General features: G+C 69.7%; 15 protein-coding genes and 4 pseudogenes. 10 read left to right on the forward strand and 9 right to left on the reverse strand.

All coding sequences use genetic code 11. From position 1 onward, the window contains the following. Window positions 1-25: 25 nt before the first annotated feature. Together ACFP2V_RS22790 and mshB are read right to left on the reverse strand one after the other, a co-directional pair. Window positions 26-454: a DUF6113 family protein gene (locus ACFP2V_RS22790; RefSeq protein WP_381215480.1), complete on the reverse strand. Its 429-nt coding sequence runs from the start codon at window positions 452-454 to the stop codon at window positions 26-28. Then, entirely contained in the window at window positions 451-1,389 is a 939-nt protein-coding gene (gene mshB, locus ACFP2V_RS22795; protein ID WP_381215483.1) for an N-acetyl-1-D-myo-inositol-2-amino-2-deoxy-alpha-D-glucopyranoside deacetylase, read from the reverse strand. Before mshB ends, ACFP2V_RS22790 begins: the two co-directional genes overlap by 4 nt. A gap of 342 nt (window positions 1,390-1,731) precedes the next feature. Here mshB and ACFP2V_RS22800 point away from each other — a divergent pair. The 5 genes and pseudogenes from ACFP2V_RS22800 to ACFP2V_RS22820 all read left to right on the forward strand — a co-directional run. Then, window positions 1,732-1,974: pseudogene (locus ACFP2V_RS22800) on the forward strand (hypothetical protein); the annotation flags it as partial. Window positions 1,975-2,012: 38 nt separating this feature from the next. Then, window positions 2,013-2,270 carry a COG4315 family predicted lipoprotein gene (locus tag ACFP2V_RS22805; RefSeq protein ID WP_381215486.1) on the forward strand — a complete coding sequence of 86 codons (258 nt, stop codon included), beginning with the start codon at window positions 2,013-2,015 and terminating at the stop codon, window positions 2,268-2,270. Window positions 2,271-2,515: 245 nt separating this feature from the next. Continuing rightward, window positions 2,516-2,650 (forward strand): hypothetical protein, encoded by a 135-nt coding sequence (locus ACFP2V_RS22810; RefSeq protein ID WP_381215489.1) that lies wholly within the window; start codon window positions 2,516-2,518, stop codon window positions 2,648-2,650. Between the two features lie 61 nt (window positions 2,651-2,711). Then, on the forward strand, window positions 2,712-3,902 hold the full coding sequence (locus tag ACFP2V_RS22815) for an SPFH domain-containing protein (RefSeq protein WP_381215492.1): 1,191 nt from the start codon (window positions 2,712-2,714) through the stop codon (window positions 3,900-3,902). A 346-nt stretch (window positions 3,903-4,248) separates the two neighbouring features. Continuing rightward, window positions 4,249-4,920, forward strand: coding sequence for a DUF4232 domain-containing protein (locus ACFP2V_RS22820; RefSeq protein ID WP_381215495.1), 672 nt, complete (start codon window positions 4,249-4,251; stop codon window positions 4,918-4,920). 201 nt (window positions 4,921-5,121) lie between these two features. On the opposite strand, the gene ACFP2V_RS22825 is transcribed toward ACFP2V_RS22820, so the two are convergent. After that, window positions 5,122-5,358, reverse strand: coding sequence for a hypothetical protein (locus ACFP2V_RS22825; protein WP_381215498.1), 237 nt, complete (start codon window positions 5,356-5,358; stop codon window positions 5,122-5,124). Between the two features lie 117 nt (window positions 5,359-5,475). On the opposite strand from ACFP2V_RS22825, the gene ACFP2V_RS38655 reads away from it, so the two are divergent. Beyond that, entirely contained in the window at window positions 5,476-5,706 is a 231-nt protein-coding gene (locus tag ACFP2V_RS38655) for a hypothetical protein (protein WP_417801239.1), read from the forward strand. Between the two features lie 65 nt (window positions 5,707-5,771). Here ACFP2V_RS38655 and ACFP2V_RS22835 read toward each other — a convergent pair whose 3' ends face one another. After that, window positions 5,772-7,121 carry an ISL3 family transposase gene (locus tag ACFP2V_RS22835; RefSeq protein ID WP_381215501.1) on the reverse strand — a complete coding sequence of 450 codons (1,350 nt, stop codon included), beginning with the start codon at window positions 7,119-7,121 and terminating at the stop codon, window positions 5,772-5,774. A 173-nt stretch (window positions 7,122-7,294) separates the two neighbouring features. Between ACFP2V_RS22835 and ACFP2V_RS22840 the strand changes: the two genes are divergently transcribed. Then, window positions 7,295-7,912 carry a DUF1707 SHOCT-like domain-containing protein gene (locus tag ACFP2V_RS22840; RefSeq protein ID WP_381215504.1) on the forward strand — a complete coding sequence of 206 codons (618 nt, stop codon included), beginning with the start codon at window positions 7,295-7,297 and terminating at the stop codon, window positions 7,910-7,912. A gap of 219 nt (window positions 7,913-8,131) precedes the next feature. Here the strand turns inward: ACFP2V_RS22840 and ACFP2V_RS22845 are convergent. Continuing rightward, window positions 8,132-8,562, reverse strand: a pseudogene (locus ACFP2V_RS22845) (helix-turn-helix domain-containing protein); the annotation flags it as partial. Between the two features lie 360 nt (window positions 8,563-8,922). Between ACFP2V_RS22845 and ACFP2V_RS22850 the strand changes: the two are divergent. Then, window positions 8,923-9,678 carry a DUF6585 family protein gene (locus ACFP2V_RS22850; RefSeq protein ID WP_381215507.1) on the forward strand — a complete coding sequence of 252 codons (756 nt, stop codon included), beginning with the start codon at window positions 8,923-8,925 and terminating at the stop codon, window positions 9,676-9,678. 90 nt (window positions 9,679-9,768) lie between these two features. Here the strand turns inward: ACFP2V_RS22850 and ACFP2V_RS22855 are convergent, their stop codons facing one another. From ACFP2V_RS22855 to ACFP2V_RS22870, 4 genes and pseudogenes are all read right to left on the reverse strand, one after another. Next, window positions 9,769-10,431 carry a hypothetical protein gene (locus tag ACFP2V_RS22855; RefSeq protein ID WP_381215510.1) on the reverse strand — a complete coding sequence of 221 codons (663 nt, stop codon included), beginning with the start codon at window positions 10,429-10,431 and terminating at the stop codon, window positions 9,769-9,771. A gap of 128 nt (window positions 10,432-10,559) precedes the next feature. Beyond that, window positions 10,560-11,222 carry a Uma2 family endonuclease gene (locus tag ACFP2V_RS22860; protein WP_381215513.1) on the reverse strand — a complete coding sequence of 221 codons (663 nt, stop codon included), beginning with the start codon at window positions 11,220-11,222 and terminating at the stop codon, window positions 10,560-10,562. A gap of 52 nt (window positions 11,223-11,274) precedes the next feature. Further along, a pseudogene (locus ACFP2V_RS22865) lies at window positions 11,275-12,215 on the reverse strand (helix-turn-helix domain-containing protein). 222 nt (window positions 12,216-12,437) lie between these two features. Then, window positions 12,438-12,578 (reverse strand): annotated as a pseudogene (locus ACFP2V_RS22870) (ATP-binding protein); the annotation flags it as partial. 692 nt (window positions 12,579-13,270) lie between these two features. Here ACFP2V_RS22870 and ACFP2V_RS22875 point away from each other — a divergent pair. After that, window positions 13,271-14,404 carry an IS630 family transposase gene (locus tag ACFP2V_RS22875; protein WP_381215516.1) on the forward strand — a complete coding sequence of 378 codons (1,134 nt, stop codon included), beginning with the start codon at window positions 13,271-13,273 and terminating at the stop codon, window positions 14,402-14,404. 21 nt (window positions 14,405-14,425) lie between these two features. After that, entirely contained in the window at window positions 14,426-14,839 is a 414-nt protein-coding gene (locus tag ACFP2V_RS22880; RefSeq protein ID WP_381215519.1) for a cytidine deaminase family protein, read from the forward strand. Window positions 14,840-14,971: the final 132 nt, after the last annotated feature.

Genomic DNA, 14,971 nt, shown 5'->3' on the forward strand with positions numbered 1-14,971 from the left:
GCGCGCACCGCGGCGAAGTAGTACGTCACTTCCCAAGTCGGACAGGAGCACCGTCCGGTTGCCGCCCCGGTGCGAGGGTGGCGCACATCACAGCGACGGCGATGCCGCCGAGCAGGAAGAGGTACGAGCCGGCTCCCGCGGCGAACAAGAAGTCGCCTTCCGGACGGCTGGCGGTGAGCAGGATGACGACGAGCACCCAGCCACCGGCGGCCGACGCGGCCCCGGCGCGGCTGCGCAGCGCGAGCGCCCCACCCAGGCAGAGTCCGGCCTCGGCGGCGAGGGCGAGCAGCAGCCCGCCCGGGAACCACGCGGGCTGCACCAGCGTCCCGGCCACACCCACCACGGCGCCGAGCAGGAACAGCCCCCCACAGGCGGCGATCCGTCCGCCGGAGGGCAGCCGCAGCGGCTGAGCCAGCGTCGGCGTCGGCCCCCTCCCGGTCGTCCGCCTGCTCATGGCGCCTCCCCCGCTCCACCCTCGGCCCCGGTCTCGGCCCCCACCCCGGCGAAGAGGTCGCCCTCCCGGCTGCCGGGGGCCCGCGTACCGCGCACCAACTCGTAGTACTCGGTCGTGAACAGCGGCTGCGCGAGCTCGTTGGAGAGCGCGAAGTACGGCGCGTACGGCTCGGCCACGGTGATCTGGGTGGCGTGGGCGCGCATCGCGGCGGCTTTGGCGGCGGCGTGGGCGGTGCCGTCGATCTCGGTGGTGACCAGGTCGTCGTCGACGACTCCGGGTACGTCACCCACCTCGCCCGCCTTGTCGAACGGCAGCCCGGACAGGTCGTCGTCCAGTCGCGCGAAGGCGGCCTCGGCGACGGAGCGGGGCACCCGGTTCCAGTAGACCTTGGGGATGTCCCACCCGTCCCGGGCGGCGAGTTCGACGGCACGCATGGCGACGCGGTGCGCCTGGATGTGGTCGGGGTGCCCGTAGCCGCCGCCGTCGTCGTACGTGACGAGCACCTGGGGCCGCACCTCGACGATCACCTCGGCGAGCAGGCCGGCGGCCCGGTCGACGTCGGCCTGCCAGAAGCAGCCGGGGTCGTCGTTGTCGGGCAGGCCCGTCATCCCGGAGTCGCTGTAGCGCCCGGCGCCGCCGAGCAGCCGGAAGTCGTCGACGCCGAGGGCGCGCATCGCCTCGGCCAGCTCACCCATCCGGTGCTGCCCGAGGGCGGCACCGCTCAGGTGGGCCAGCTCGGGCGGGATGACCTCGCCGCGCTCACCGAGCGTGCAGGTGACCAGGGTCACATGCGCGCCCTCGGCCGCGTAGCGGGCCATGGTGGCGCCGTTGTTGATCGACTCGTCGTCCGGGTGGGCGTGCACCAGCAGCAGCCGCCGGGCGGAGCGAGAGGGGGGGTCCCCCGGCCGAGAGCTGGGGGAGGGCAGTTCCGTCATGGGTTCCACCCTATGAGGCGTCCGGCCTTCCTCGCCCCTGTCCAGGGCGTCCGTCACCCGGTCCCGTGGTCCGGGCCGGTGGCCCCCTCCCTCCCTCCGCCGGCGGAGCCGGGGGGCCGCTGCCCTACCCGGCGCGGGGCCGGCAGGCGCGGAGAAGGCGAACCCGCGGGCCATCCGGATTATGCGGCCTTCCCTCGTCGAACGCCCCACCACGGCCCGCATCCCCTCCCCGGGGCACCCGGACGGCGTCGCCCGACGCGCCGCGGGCACGATTTTCTGCCTCAATGGTTCTCCTGACCCCGCACGGACGGGCCAACGCTCCGGTGCAAGGAGTTCCCTCGGATGAAACCCAGCGCGGAGCTTGCCGGGAAAGCCGCTGTCGTGGCAGTGGTCGGGCTGTTCGCCGACACCGCCAGAGGCTGCTCGAACAGCAGCGGGGGCTCTTCCTCGTCCCCGTCGCAGTCCATCGGCGGCTCCCCGCCGGCGCCGGGTACGGCGGGAACCGTGGCCGGCGCCTCCTCCCCTCCGGGTACCGGCCTCGTCGACGGTCGGGGCCGCGCCCTTTACCTCTTCGAGTCCGACACCTCCACCAAGTCCACCTGCACCGGTACCTGTGCCGCCGCGTGGCCGCCCGTGACCGTGACCGGTACGCCGACCGCCAAAAGGGCGCGAAGGCGGATCTGCTGGGGACCACCGGCCGGAGCGGCGGCGAGAAGCAGATCACGTACAACGGGCACACCCTGTACTACTTCGCGGGCGCCACAAAGGCCGGTGACACGAACGGTCAGGGCTCCACCGCCTTCGGTGGAGCCCGGTACGTACTCGACACGTCCGGCAGCGGCGTCACCGGCAAGGCCAAGCAGAGCGGCGGCGGGTACTGACGCCGCGCTCCCGCCCGGCAGGGGTCGGGAGTACCGTGAAGACATCGAGAGAATCGTCGCCGTCGGCTCGTGTGTCGTGGCCGCTCCCGATCGACGACAGGGCCGGAGGTGATCGCCTGTGATCACGAGACGTATGCCCGGCGAGAGGGCCCATGCCCAGCGCTGACGAGTCCTCCCAGAGTCCGGTCGGAGCGATCGGAAGAATCACCGTGGGCATTCCTCCGGACGGACCGGGTGAGGTCTTGGTGGCTGTGCGCGGGGGCTCGGAGACCTACGCGGCGTGGTCGCGCACCAACACCCCCCTCGCAAGAGACGCACGGGTCCTCGTCGTCGACTCCATCTCGGCGCGCTCGGTGATCGTCGAGCCGCTGCCGTCCTGAACGGTCCTGCAAAGGGCTGGAAAAAGCGCGTTGCGTCCCGCTGCTCGACGGGAGTTCCCTCATGCTGTTCTGGCAGGTCCCCGCACCCAATGAGGCCATGCTCATATCCGGTACGAAACGGCAGGCGCAGGCGACGCAGTTCCGTATCGTCACAGGTCACGGCAGTTTCGTACTGCCTGTGAAGCAGAAGGCCCGCATGCTGTCCCTGGCACTGCGGGAAGCGGAGATCGCGGAGGACTGCGTCACCCAGCAGGGCATCCGGCTGAGCGTGCGCGCGGTCTGCGTGTTCAAGGTCGGTGACGACGCGGTCTCGATCGCCAACGCGGCCCGCCGCTTCCTCTCCGAACAGGAACGGATGGAGGAGCTCGTCGGCCGGATCTTCGCCGGACACCTCAGGTCCATCGTCGGCGGACTGACCGTCGAACAGATCATCCGGGAACGCAACCGGGTCGCCCAGGAAGTGATGGCGGGCAGTCACAGCGAGATGGAGAAACTCGGCATCGTCGTCGACGCGCTCCAGATCCAGGAGATCGAGGACGCCACCGGATACATCAACAATCTCTCCGCTCCGCACGCCGCCGCGGTCGCCAGCCAGGCGCGCATCGCCCGGGCCAAGGCCGACCAGGAGGCGACCGAACGCGAACAGCAGGCGGCCGCCCTCAAGGCGGAGTACGAGCGGGACACCGCGATCAAGCGGGCCGGTTTCCTCGCCGAGACCGAGCAGTCCAACGCCCGCGCCGCCCAGGCCGGCCCGCTCGCTCAGGCCACGGCGTCCCATGAGGTCATCGAGGAACAGACCGCGCTCGCCAAGCGCCAGGCCGAACTGGCGGCCCAGCGCCTCGAAGGAGAGGTCAGGCGCCCGGCGGACGCCGAGGCGTACCGCCAGCGCACCCTGGCCGAAGCCGCCCGGGACAGGGCCAAGTTCGAGGCGGACGGCAACGCCTACACCGAGCGCACCCTCGCGCAGGCCCAGGCCGACGCGAACACCGCCCGCGCCCTCTCGCTGCGCGACGGCAACCAGGAACTGATCGCCGCCAACCGTGTGGTGGAGAACCTGCCGACCCTCGCCGAAGCGGCCGCCCGCGGTATGTCGGGCGCCAGCCTCACCGTCCTCAACGGCACCGAGGGCGTCAATCAGATGGCTGCGGGCCTGGTGAGCCAGGGCTTGGCCATTCTCGACGCGCTCCAGAACACGAAGGATCCCACCGTCAACGGAAAGAGCAGCCTGCGGATTCCCGGCCCCACCCCGTAGCGGCAGTCCTGTGGCCGGACCCGTTCACGGGCCGTGGCCGGGAGGCTTCGCTCACGCACGACGCGTGCCCGCCCCCGCCGCACACCGGCAGGGGCGGGCCGCCCGTTCGCCAGGGGCCCGTCACTCCTCGTCGTCGAGCACACGGGCGATGGCCAGGACGGCTCCGCGTACTCGCTCTCTTCCCTGCCAGGGTCCACTCCGTGATCATGTCACCGGTCCGTGACAGCGTTGTCCTGGAACGAAGACGCCGGGATCCCTTCGGCCCGCAGCCCCTTCATAGTGATTGAGCGAGCACCGAGAAGCCGAAACCGCTTCGGCCTCAACCACTGATCACCAAGGGGATCTCATGTCCGGCAACCGTCGCAAGGCCTTACTCGTCTCCGCAGCCCTCGTGGCCGGCACCATGCTGATGACGGCGTGCCAGGAATCGGCCACGGACACCGGCGCCGCGCAGGGTTCTTCGTCCGCCACTCCGGCCGGCGATGCGGCCACCCCGTCCGGCTCGTCGACCGCGGGCAGCGGTCAGGGCACCGACAAGGGCTCCGACGAGACGGGCAAGGGAACCGAGGACGGAGCCGGCTCCGGCGCCGACACCGGCAACGGCGAGCGGGAGCCGGTCGGGCAGAGCTGCGGCGCCAACGACATCTCCTGGAGCACCAAGTCCGAGACCCAGGCCGGCGGATACATCCTGATCATCGCGAAGGCGAAGTCGGGGATCACCTGTGTCCTGCCGGCCGCGCTTCCGACCGTGGCGTTCGGTTCCGACGGCACCCAGGCGGGTCCCGCGGAGCAGTCCGTCGGCGAGCAGATCACGCTGAGTGGCAGTACCACCGCCTACGCCGGGGTGAACCCGAAGAGCACCAACGGAAACGGTGGCAAGGAACTGGACAGCATCATCGTCGGCGTCGGTGACGACGACCCCAACCCGGTGTCCCTGCCGGTCGGCACCATTACTGTCGAGGACCCGATCGTCACCAACTGGCACACCTCCCCGACGGACGCCGTTCCCTTCAGCTGAACGGCCCCGCAGCTCGTGATCCATGCGTGAACGGCTCGGTGCAGGCAGCGGCCGGGCCCGGCCTCGGGTACCGGCCGGAGAGCGGTGACCGGACGGCTGACCGGCCCCCGCTTCCCCGGGCCGGTCACCGTCCGTCGTCAGCCGCGCAGCCCACGGACAGCACGCCCTTGCCGAACAGTGCGTTCATCGGGTGAGGACCGCTCAGCGGACCCACACCTCCCAGTACGGGGCGTTCCAACGGCACTGGAACTCCCTGTACAACCCCTCGTCGAGGAGGGCCTTCCCCTCCACCTGACATATGTGGTGATCCCTGAACCCACCGACCAGGTTGAAGCCGTCGGGATCGGCGGCGGACGCCGAGCCCGCGGTCAGCGGAATGGTGACGACTGCGGTGCCGACCACGACAGCGGCGGCGATACGGGAACGCCAGGACTTCATGTATGTCTCCTTACGGACTGAGCCGGGTCCTACGGGCCGGCCATCGGCCCTGGGCGGCTTGCAGCGGGTAAGACGGCTCCCCCACGGCAAGAGTTCCAGGCATGTGGGGAGATTCCGGTGAACGCGGGACCAACAACGGCCCGGGACCTCAAGACTGCACTCGACAACTGGACCAAGGTCTGGAACGACGAGGCCCGGCCCCTCAAGTGGACCGAGACGGCCGACCAGATCCTCGACCGGATCTGCCGCTCCTGCTCACGCATCTCCGACCTCATGCAGGCCGGCTCCCTCCTCCACGAGCTCTCGCGCATCGAACGCGATGCGATGCGGGCACTCAGCCTGCTCTAGGCAGTGTTGGAGATGTGCGGTCCCAGTCCGCTCAGTCCGCCGGCTGCTTATCCGGGTCTTCGAATTTAGTGGGGGTGCGCCTCCCGTCGGCTCCGGCGAGTTGTTGCACAGCGTGAGCGCAGGCGTTGGTTCTCGCGGTTCCTGAAGCCGAAGGCGTTGCGCGCTTCGAGCTTGATGAGGCGGTTGTTGCCTTCGGAGGCGGCGTTGGTGATTCCGGTGACCAGGTAGGTCTCGATGCCGTCCCACCACTGCTCGACGGTCTCGGCGAGGGTGACGATTTCGGGCAGGTGGGCGTGGTCGGCGACGTGGGCGAGGAAGCGGTGGCGGGCGGCGGAGATCGCGGAGCGGTCGGGGGTGACGTGGGTGCGGCTGACGGCCAGATGGAGGAGGCCACGCAGGAGTTCCTTGGCCTGCCAGGCTGCGTAGATCTGCCGGCCGTAGGTGCCCATGTACTCCAACTCGGCCTTGAGGAGGGAGAGTTGTTCTTCGGTGGGGTTTTCCTTGTTGCGGCGCAGGAGTTTGCGGACGGTGTAGATGCCGTCGCCCTTGCGGGCCCGGCGGCCGTGCTGTTTCCAGGTGAGGCGGCGGCGCAGGTCGGCGAGGTGGCGCTGGGCGAGTTGCACGATGTGGAAGCAGTCGACGACCACGGCCGCGTGCGGCAGGGCGCGGTGAACGGCGGCGCGGAAGGTGGAGCACAGGTCGATGGCGACGTGGCGGACCTGCTCACGCCAGGCGGCGGGCTGGGCGCTGAGCCAGTCGGCGACCGACGCCGAGTTACGGCCCTCGACCTGGCCGAACAGGCCGCGTCCGCCGATCGCGTCGACGAAGCCGATGTGCCAGGCGTCCGCGACGAGTTCCCACTTCTCCGTGTCCGGGTTCTGTTTCCATACCGGTTTGCCCCGCCGGGTTTCGTCGATCCCGATCGCCGAGGTCGCGGGCGGGGTCTCGGGCAGGACCTTCGCGGCGTGGTCCTCGAAGCATCGCTGCACGATGGGCCAGCTCAGGTGCAGGTCGCGGCCGGCCTGCACGACGGTGCGAGAGCCGTCGCAGACCGCGGCCCCCGCCGCCTGGCGCAGGGCGGCAGTGGTCCGCATCCCGGCCGGCACCGCGCGTATCGCCTCGGTGAACGAACCGCGCCCGCAGGCGGGTTCGGTGCAGTGCCAGCGTGCTTTCCGCCACTGGATACTCACCGGGCGCCCACCGCAGGGCAGGTGCCTGGGCCGGGTGGTGCGGTAGTCCTTCAGCCTGGTGGCGAAGACCCCGCACGAGGGGCAGGCCCGGGCGGAGTCCTCGGCCGTGACGACGTACACCGCCGAACCGCCCGATCCGTCGTCCTTGACCTTGATCACACTCACCCCCTCCAGCCCCAGAAGTCGCGTCGCCGCCTCGTTGATCCCGGTATCGTCGATGTCCAAGCCCGTGGGGTTTCGTGATCGGTTGCCTAGAGAACAACCATGATCACGAAGGCCCGCGGGCGACTTGCGTCCGGGACGCCCGCACCCCCACTGCCTCACACAGCGTGACCGGCGAGCCCGACCGTCACCGCCGCACCCCCATCAAATTCGAAGACCCTCTTATCCTTGCGGCCATGACTACCCAGCCTCCGGAGCCTTTTCCGCGCCCTGCTCCGTCAGGAGAGCTCCGCGCCTCTCACGACGACCGGGAAGCAGTGGTGGAGCAGCTGCGCGATGCGGCAGCCGAGGGGCGAATCGACCTCGATGAGCTGGATTCGCGCCTGGAGCAGGCGCTGAAGTCCAAGACTTACGCCGAGTTGGCCGTCCTGACCGCCGACTTGCCGAGGCTGAATTCCGCTGAGAACCTGCCGCCGCTGGTACTCAAGGGCGGCATGTACGGCGCGTCTCGAGGCCCCGGGCGCTGGGAGGTTCCCGGGCACGTGATCGCTCACGGAGGCCTGGGGGGTGTGAAGGTTGACTTCACCCGGGTCGAGTGCCGCCTCACGGAGGTCGCGGTGGAGGCGTACGGGGAGACAGCTGGTGTCACGATCATCATCCCCGACGGCTGGGCCGCAGACACCAGCGGCATGGATCCCGGCGTCGGCGACCTGACGGACAAGACCACTCCCGACCGGCTCCCGGGAACTCCACTGATCCGGCTCACTGGATCCGGCGGCATGGCGGGAGTGGTCATCCGCCACCCCAACCGCCGGGAACGGCGCAAGCTGCACAGCAACCCGACGCAGGGTTAGGACGCGTGCCGAGGCGTTGAGCAAGATCTGAAACGATCTCGGAATGGCTCGTGGCGATCTGACGGTCGAACAGTGGGTGCGGCTGGAGCGACTGTTGCCGCCGATACCGACGATGGGGCGACCGTCACGGGATCGTACGAAAAACTCGCCGTCCGCTACGGAGCTACCGTCCAACTCACCCTGATACGTCAGGCGTTGTAGCCACATCTCACATACGTCCTAGGCGGTCTCCTCGCGATCGGCTCGGCAGTCGCGGCAGCGGTCGGGGCCCGGAAGCCGCGCTCGCAGCCGTTGCAGTTACGCACCTTGGTGACGACGGGTTCCGGTGAGACTGTCGACGGTGCGCGGAACGGGGGCGGGTGTGGGAGCCGGGCGGTCAGGCGGCGGGCCAGGAAGGCGGCGGGCCGCCGTAGTCCCTCGGGCGGCAGGTCGGTGGTCAGGGCGTGGCGTACGGCGGCGGGGCTGACGTCCCGCTCCAGCCAGGCGGCGACGCCGGGGGCCAGGTGGGCCGTGTCGCGGGCGGAGAGGAACAGCAAGGGGTCGTGGCGGCACAAGCCCGCGAGGAGGCCGGCGGCGGCCCGGAGCAACTCGGGGGCGGGGAAGGCGGGGCGCGGCACGGCGGGCAGCGGCTTGGGCGCCCGCTTCTCCCGCGTCCCGCCCACCCCGCCCCCGATACCCTCCACGTCCGCGACTCGAAGGACGTCGCGCGCCCCGCCTGAGCTTCGCACCCGCCGCGTGGGCCGACTTCGTCCCGTACGCGGTCGAGGGCTGACCGGGCGGCCTCTGCTCGACCTCGCCCTCCGGTACGTCCACCTCACTGCCCAGGGAACGAGCGAGGGCGGGGGTCCTTCAGCCACGTGATGTCGGGTTTTGACCGGGAGTTCCGCACACGACCGTCGCCCCACCTGCCGGTTCCGGTGTCCGCCGAGAGGCCCCACCGTGTGCGGGCGTCGGCCCCGACCGCAGAATGATCGCCGAATCTCTGATCACTACGGCGAGGAGCACGGCTCATGGCAGGACCCACCGCACAGCAGGTCCCCTGGCAGACGACAGCCCCTGAGGCGGCGCCCCCGGGCACCGAATGCCTTGGGCAGTTGCGGGAGACGTTCCTGCCGAAGCGCATCGGCACGGTGCGGATGGTCGGCCTCCTGTTCATGGGAACCGTCTCCCTGCTCCTTCCTCCCCTGGGCGCCTACTTCTTCTGGCTCGCCTTCAAAACGCCCAATCTCTCGCGCAAGCAGGCTGCCCGCCGGCTGCACCTTTTCGAGCACGGCCTGGCCGAGGTGGGAAAGAACGGCGAGGTATCCGTCTTCCGCTGGGACTCGATGACGGCGCTTCAGGAGATCACCGAGCGGTACGCGAACGGCATCTACGTCGGGACCACCTACGTCTACACGCTCTACCGCGAGCACGGTACGACGCTCAAGGTGACCGACTTCTACGCCCAGCCCGAGCGCTGGGGCCCGGCGCTCCAGCAGGAGATCACCCGGACGCAGCTGCCCGGGCTGCTCGCCGGGCTGGAGCAGGGCCGGACCCTGACCTACGGGGGCCTCTCGGTGAACCTGAACGGTGTGGCCACGGCAAAGGGCAGCCTGACCTGGCCGGAGATCGAGAAGGTCGAGATCGCCCAGGGAACGCTGGTGCTGCGCAAGCACGGCAAGAAGCTGTTCTGGGCGAGGATGCCGGTCAAGGAGATCCCGAACCTCTTCCTCTTCCTCGCCCTCGTCGAGCGGCTCCGATACGGCGGCCCGCGCCAGGACGCCTGACCCGCCGGAGTACGGGCAGCGCCCGGGGGGGCCGGGCAGGACAGAGCCGGCCACGCGGGGCGCGAGCCGCCCGGGGTACGGGCGAGTCCGTCAGCTCTCGTCGTCGAGGACGTGGGCGAGGGCCAGGGCGATCCGCTCGATCCAGTCGATGGCGTCCGTGACATCGGCCTCGTCGATGGAGCGGCGCTGCTTCAGGTCGCCGTCGATGAGGTCGGCGTCGTGGGCGATCTTGTTGCGGCGCTGGGTGATCTCCAGGTAACGGCTGCGGAGCGTCTTCTCGTTGAGCGACGTACGCCCCTGGAAGAACTCCTTGTTGATGCACCCCGCCGCCTCGTACCAGACCTTCTTCTCCGTGACGAGCCTGAGCACTTCGGCGATTTTCCCGGGGTGCTGGAGCGCCTGTGCGGCGAGCTTGTCGCGCAGGTGCTCCACGACGGCCTCGGAGAGGGTGACCTCGCCCCGCCGTACCGCTTCGACCCGGTGCAGCGGGAGTTCGTACACCCTGAGCTGGTACGGCGTCTCGGGGCTGTCCCTGGCGGCCAGTTCGGCGACCCGGCGCAGGACCTCCTCGTGCAGCCAGTGATCGATGGCGGCGACGGCCTGGACCCAGGCGGCCCGGTAGAAGTCGTCGATGTCGACCGTGGGCGACCGGAAGGGCGTCAGCATCCCGCCCGCCTTGACCATGCGCCTGGCGTACGACAGGTTCGTCATGAACGCCTCGAACTGACGCGTCTCCGGTCTGGACACAGCCATGTGCAACCTCACGATCACTCTTCGCCACGATCTGTACGAGCACGATCGCGGAGACGCCGGGGGGGCGGGTCAAGCCGGGAGGGGTGGACCGGACGAAGGTGACCGAAAGCGATTCCTCCGTTTCCGGATCACGCCTCTGAGGACTCGGCGGCCCCAGCAGCTCCGGCGGCCTCAGCGGCCCCGGTCTCTTCCGCACCGTCGTCCTGGTAGCGCGGCAGGCCGCTCGTGGCGATGGTCCATTCCCCGATGGTGACGTCCTCGCCGTAGACGAAGTCCTTGCGCGTGGCGTAACGGGGGCCGTCCGGAGTGGGGTGGATGTCGGTGAGGACAGCGCCACTGCCGGTACGGGGGTCGAAGATCGCGTAGACGGGAATGCCGAGCAGCGGGTAGTCGCGCATCTTGCCCACCCAGTCGTTCCGCGGATTGGACCGGGAGACGACTTCGATGGCCGCGATGAGCGTACGGGCGTCGAAGGTTCCCTCGATGTCCATGTCCTCTTCGGCGATCACCATGACGTCGGGTCGGCGCATGACGCCTTCGGGCTCGTCTTCCACATCGGGCTCACCCGTATGGGCCACGAGCTCCTCCGGCATGACCTTCTCCAGGCGTTTCCGGAGCCGCAGTGTGGTCAGCTCGTGCCGACCGCTGGGCGACGTCAGGTCGTGGACGATCCCCTCCTTGGTGATCTCGAATGTGCCCGGCAGCGTGTCGCCCGTGGACTGAACGAAGTCGCGCATGGCCCGGTACGGGTGAGAGGCGCCCTGGTACGTGTCGTCAGGTGCGATGGTCATGGCGCTCGCTCCTCGTCGTCTGTGCCCAGGGGCAAGGATCGTCACGTTCATGCTAGGCGGCCTCCTGAGGATTGGTTCGGCAGTCGCGGCAGCGGGCTTCGGATTCGGGGGCGCGGAAGCCGCGCTCGCAGCCGTCGCAGTTGCGCATCCCGTAGTGGGCGGGCGGGTCCTCGGCCGGGGCGCGGAAGGGGGCGGGGGCGGGAGCTGGGCGGTGAGGCGGTGTGCCAGGAGGGCGGCGGACGCCTTCGGGCGGCAGGTCGGTGGTCAGGGCGTGGCGTACGGCGGTGGGGGTGACGTCCCGCTCCAGCCAGGCGGCGACTCCGGGTGCCAGGTGGGCCGTGTCGGCGGCGGAGAGCAGCAGGTGGGAGCCGTGGCGGCGCAGGTCCGCGAGGAGATCGGTGGCGGCCTGGAGGAGCGCGGGGGCGGGGTACGCGGGGCGCGGCACGTCCGGGAGCGGCTTGCGGCTCGCGGGGCTCCCGCTTCCGGCGGGTCCCGTGCTGCGCGCCCTCCCCGCCCGCGCACGCCTTCTGCCGCTCCTGCCGCTGCGGTTCCGGCACCGCCGGACGGTTGGTGGGGGCCGGGGCGAGTTCCTCGGTGCGATGGCGGGCGCAGCCGGCTGGTTGCACGAGGTCGTGCGGGTGACGATCCGGCCCGCGGGGGTACGGACGCGTTCGCGGCGCAGGTAGCCGTGGGCCTCCAGCTCGCACAGGGCGACGGCGATACGGGCGACCCCCTCGGGGAACCGGGCGGTGAGGGTCTTGATGTCGGCCGGCGCGCCCTTCGGCAGCGACTGGAGGCGGGTGCCGAGCCCGATGGCGAGCAGCGAGAGTTCGCCGTGCTGGGCGAGGTGGTTGCCGATCACCGTGAAACGGGCGGTGTGTGGCGGGAGTTGTCGTGGAGCAGCCCGCCGGTGCGGTGGCCCCGGTTCGGGTGCTTGTTGCCCGCAATACGGGCCTGGACGTGCGGGCGCACGTTAGGGTTCTGGGTACCCATCGGGAAGTCCTGGTCTCTTCCTCGGTGGTCAGGACCTCGCCCTGGGATTGCCGTCCCGGCGGGGGCCGTCGCATGTCTGCTGTTGTCCTGCGCTGAGCGTCGGGCCTGGAGGGCCATGCAATCCAGCCGAACCGGGGATGTTCACCTGCCCGAGTGAGTATGCGTCACGGGCGGGAGGGGTGGGGCTTGGTGGGGTTCTTTTCCCCCCACGTTCTTTGTCTTTCAGTCGTCGACGGCACCGGAACCCGTGGGGACGGGTTCCGGTGGTACGAGGCGCAGTTCGGCCCACACGGTCTTCCGCGGGAACCGCCCCTCGATCACTCCCCAGCGGTCCGCCAGTGCCTCCACGAGCAGCAGCCCGTGCTGCGGCGAGGGCTGGGACCGGGGCAAGCTGTAAGAGACGCTGCCCATGCTGCCGCCAAGGGCCGTTGCCGAACTCCTTTTGCAGGCCGATTGCTTGGACGAGGTACTACTCGGACGAACACACCCGAGCTCATCGTGTAGGCGGAGTTGGCGTGGTGGCATCGAATGGTGTCCCACCAGGCGGTGTAGAAGATCTCCGCGGTCCCGACACTGCGGGGCCGGAGACGGGTGCCTTGCGAAAAGCGTGAGCAGTCGGCGGGCATGTGTCACGTGAACGCTCAAACGAGCGGCATCAGGACAGCGGTGGCCAAAGTGCTCACGCCTTTGAGGCGGTGTGTCATCCCCAGGGCGTGAGCGAGCGTCCCGGCATCGCACATGGCAAGGCCGCCCTCCCACCGGACGGTCACGGAAAACCGCCCGCACGAGCAGCCGACCGCCCCCGGTAAGGCCCGATATGCCGCCTCGCCGGGTTACTCGATCTCACGCCCGCCGAGCGATACGACCGGCCCCGACCCACGACGCCACCTTCAGATTCCCCGCACCACCCGGAGGGACACCATCCGGCATCGCGGCGTTGACCGTGCCCATGCCGTCCACCGACCGGTGCCGCATCAGAGAACCTTTGCTTTGTGGTGACGTGACGCGCTGTTCGGATGCTGGTCCGTGCAACGCGGTGTCGTCAGGCTGTCCGGGTGGCAGAACGAGTACGCGTCCGCGAGATCGATGACGATGCCGGGCAGCGCCTGGTGCGGATCATCCGCAGAGGCACCGGCTCGGTGGTGACCTGGCGACGTGCCCAGATGGTCTTGCTGTCCGCGCAGGGCATGCCTGGGGCGAAGATCGCCGAGGTGACCTTCACCAGCTCCGACCGGGTCCGGAACATAATCCACAACTTCAACGCCCACGGCTTCGACTCGCTCCACCCCAAGTACAAGGCCGGGCGCCCGAAGACCTTCACGCTTCCGGAGCGCCGGGAGATCAAGGAGATCGCCAAGTCAAAGCCGGTCGAGCACGGCCTGCCGTTCTCGGCCTGCAGCCTGGCCGAACTGACCGACCCCCTGGCCGCCGAGGGGGTGGTCGACGACATCAGCCACGAGGGCCTTCGGGCCCTGCTCCGCGAGGAGGCGTGTCGTTTCCAACGCATAAAGACCTGGAAGACCTCCCACGACCCCGGCTACGCCGCCAAGAAGGCCCGCGTCGAGCACCTGTACGCGATCGCCGACGGCGAGGTCATGCCCGAGGAAGACGAGCCCGACGTCGTGTTCCGCCTCGACGAGTTCGGTCCGCTGAACCTCCAGCCCCACCCCGGGCGGCAGTGGGCCGAGCGCGGCGGACGGCACGAGGAACCCGACCGGGAGCCCCGGCCCCGGCGGCGGGCGACCTATATCCGCCCGCACGGAGTCCGCCACCTGTTCGCCGCCTACGACCTGGGCAAGGACAGGCTCTACGGCCACATCAAGCCGAGGAAGAACCGCGCGAGGTTCCTGGAGTTCTGCCGCTACCTGCGCAGCCTCCACCCGCCGGAGCTCCGCGTCGCGATCGTGCTCGACAACTTCTCCCCGCACCTGACCACGAAGAAGGACGCCCGCGTCGGTGACCGGGCCGCGGCCAACAACGTCGAACTCGCCTACACCCCGACCAACAGCTCCTGGCTGAACCGCATCGAGGCCCAGTTCACCGCCCTGCGCTACTTCACGCTGGACGACACCGACCACGCCGGCCACAAGAAGCAGGGCAGCATGCTCCGCCGCTCCATCATCTGGCGGAACAAGCACACCGCCGATATTCGCTTGCGCACCATCGTCCCCCGGGTCAACCTCGCCTGACACCTGACGGAGGCAGCGAAGATGACCACGCAGACCCACCACGTCGATCACGAACTCATCCAAGCCGCGGCGCACGTGGCTCGCACTCGCTGCCGGGGCGACAACCACACCATGGCAGCCGCGGCCCGCGCCCGGGACGGCCGGATTGTCACCGCGGTGAACGCCTACCACTTCACGGGAGGACCGTGCGCGGAGCTGGTCCTCATCGGTGCGGCAGCCGCCCAGGGCGTCTATGACCTGGACACGATCGTCGCTGTGGGCGACCGCGACCGGGGGGTTGTTCCCCCGTGCGGTCGGTGCCGTCAGGTCCTTCTCGACTACTTCCCCGCCCTCAAGGTCATCGTTGGCGAAGGCGACCGCGTCCGAACCGTCCCCATCACCGACTTGCTGCCCGAAAGCTACGTCTGGGCCGACCACCAGCTCGACGCTGAGTAACCGCGACACTCGGCACGGGCTGGCACCGTCAACCGAAAACGGGGCGAACGTTGCCTGATGCGGCACTAGTAGGGCTTTGTTAGGTACCCCGGGTGTCCAAGGAAGGGCGGGGTCGTGATTTTCTCTCGGCTG

The organism is Streptomyces incanus (assembly GCF_042656345.1).
Classification (GTDB): Bacteria; Actinomycetota; Actinomycetes; order Streptomycetales; family Streptomycetaceae; genus Streptomyces; species Streptomyces incanus.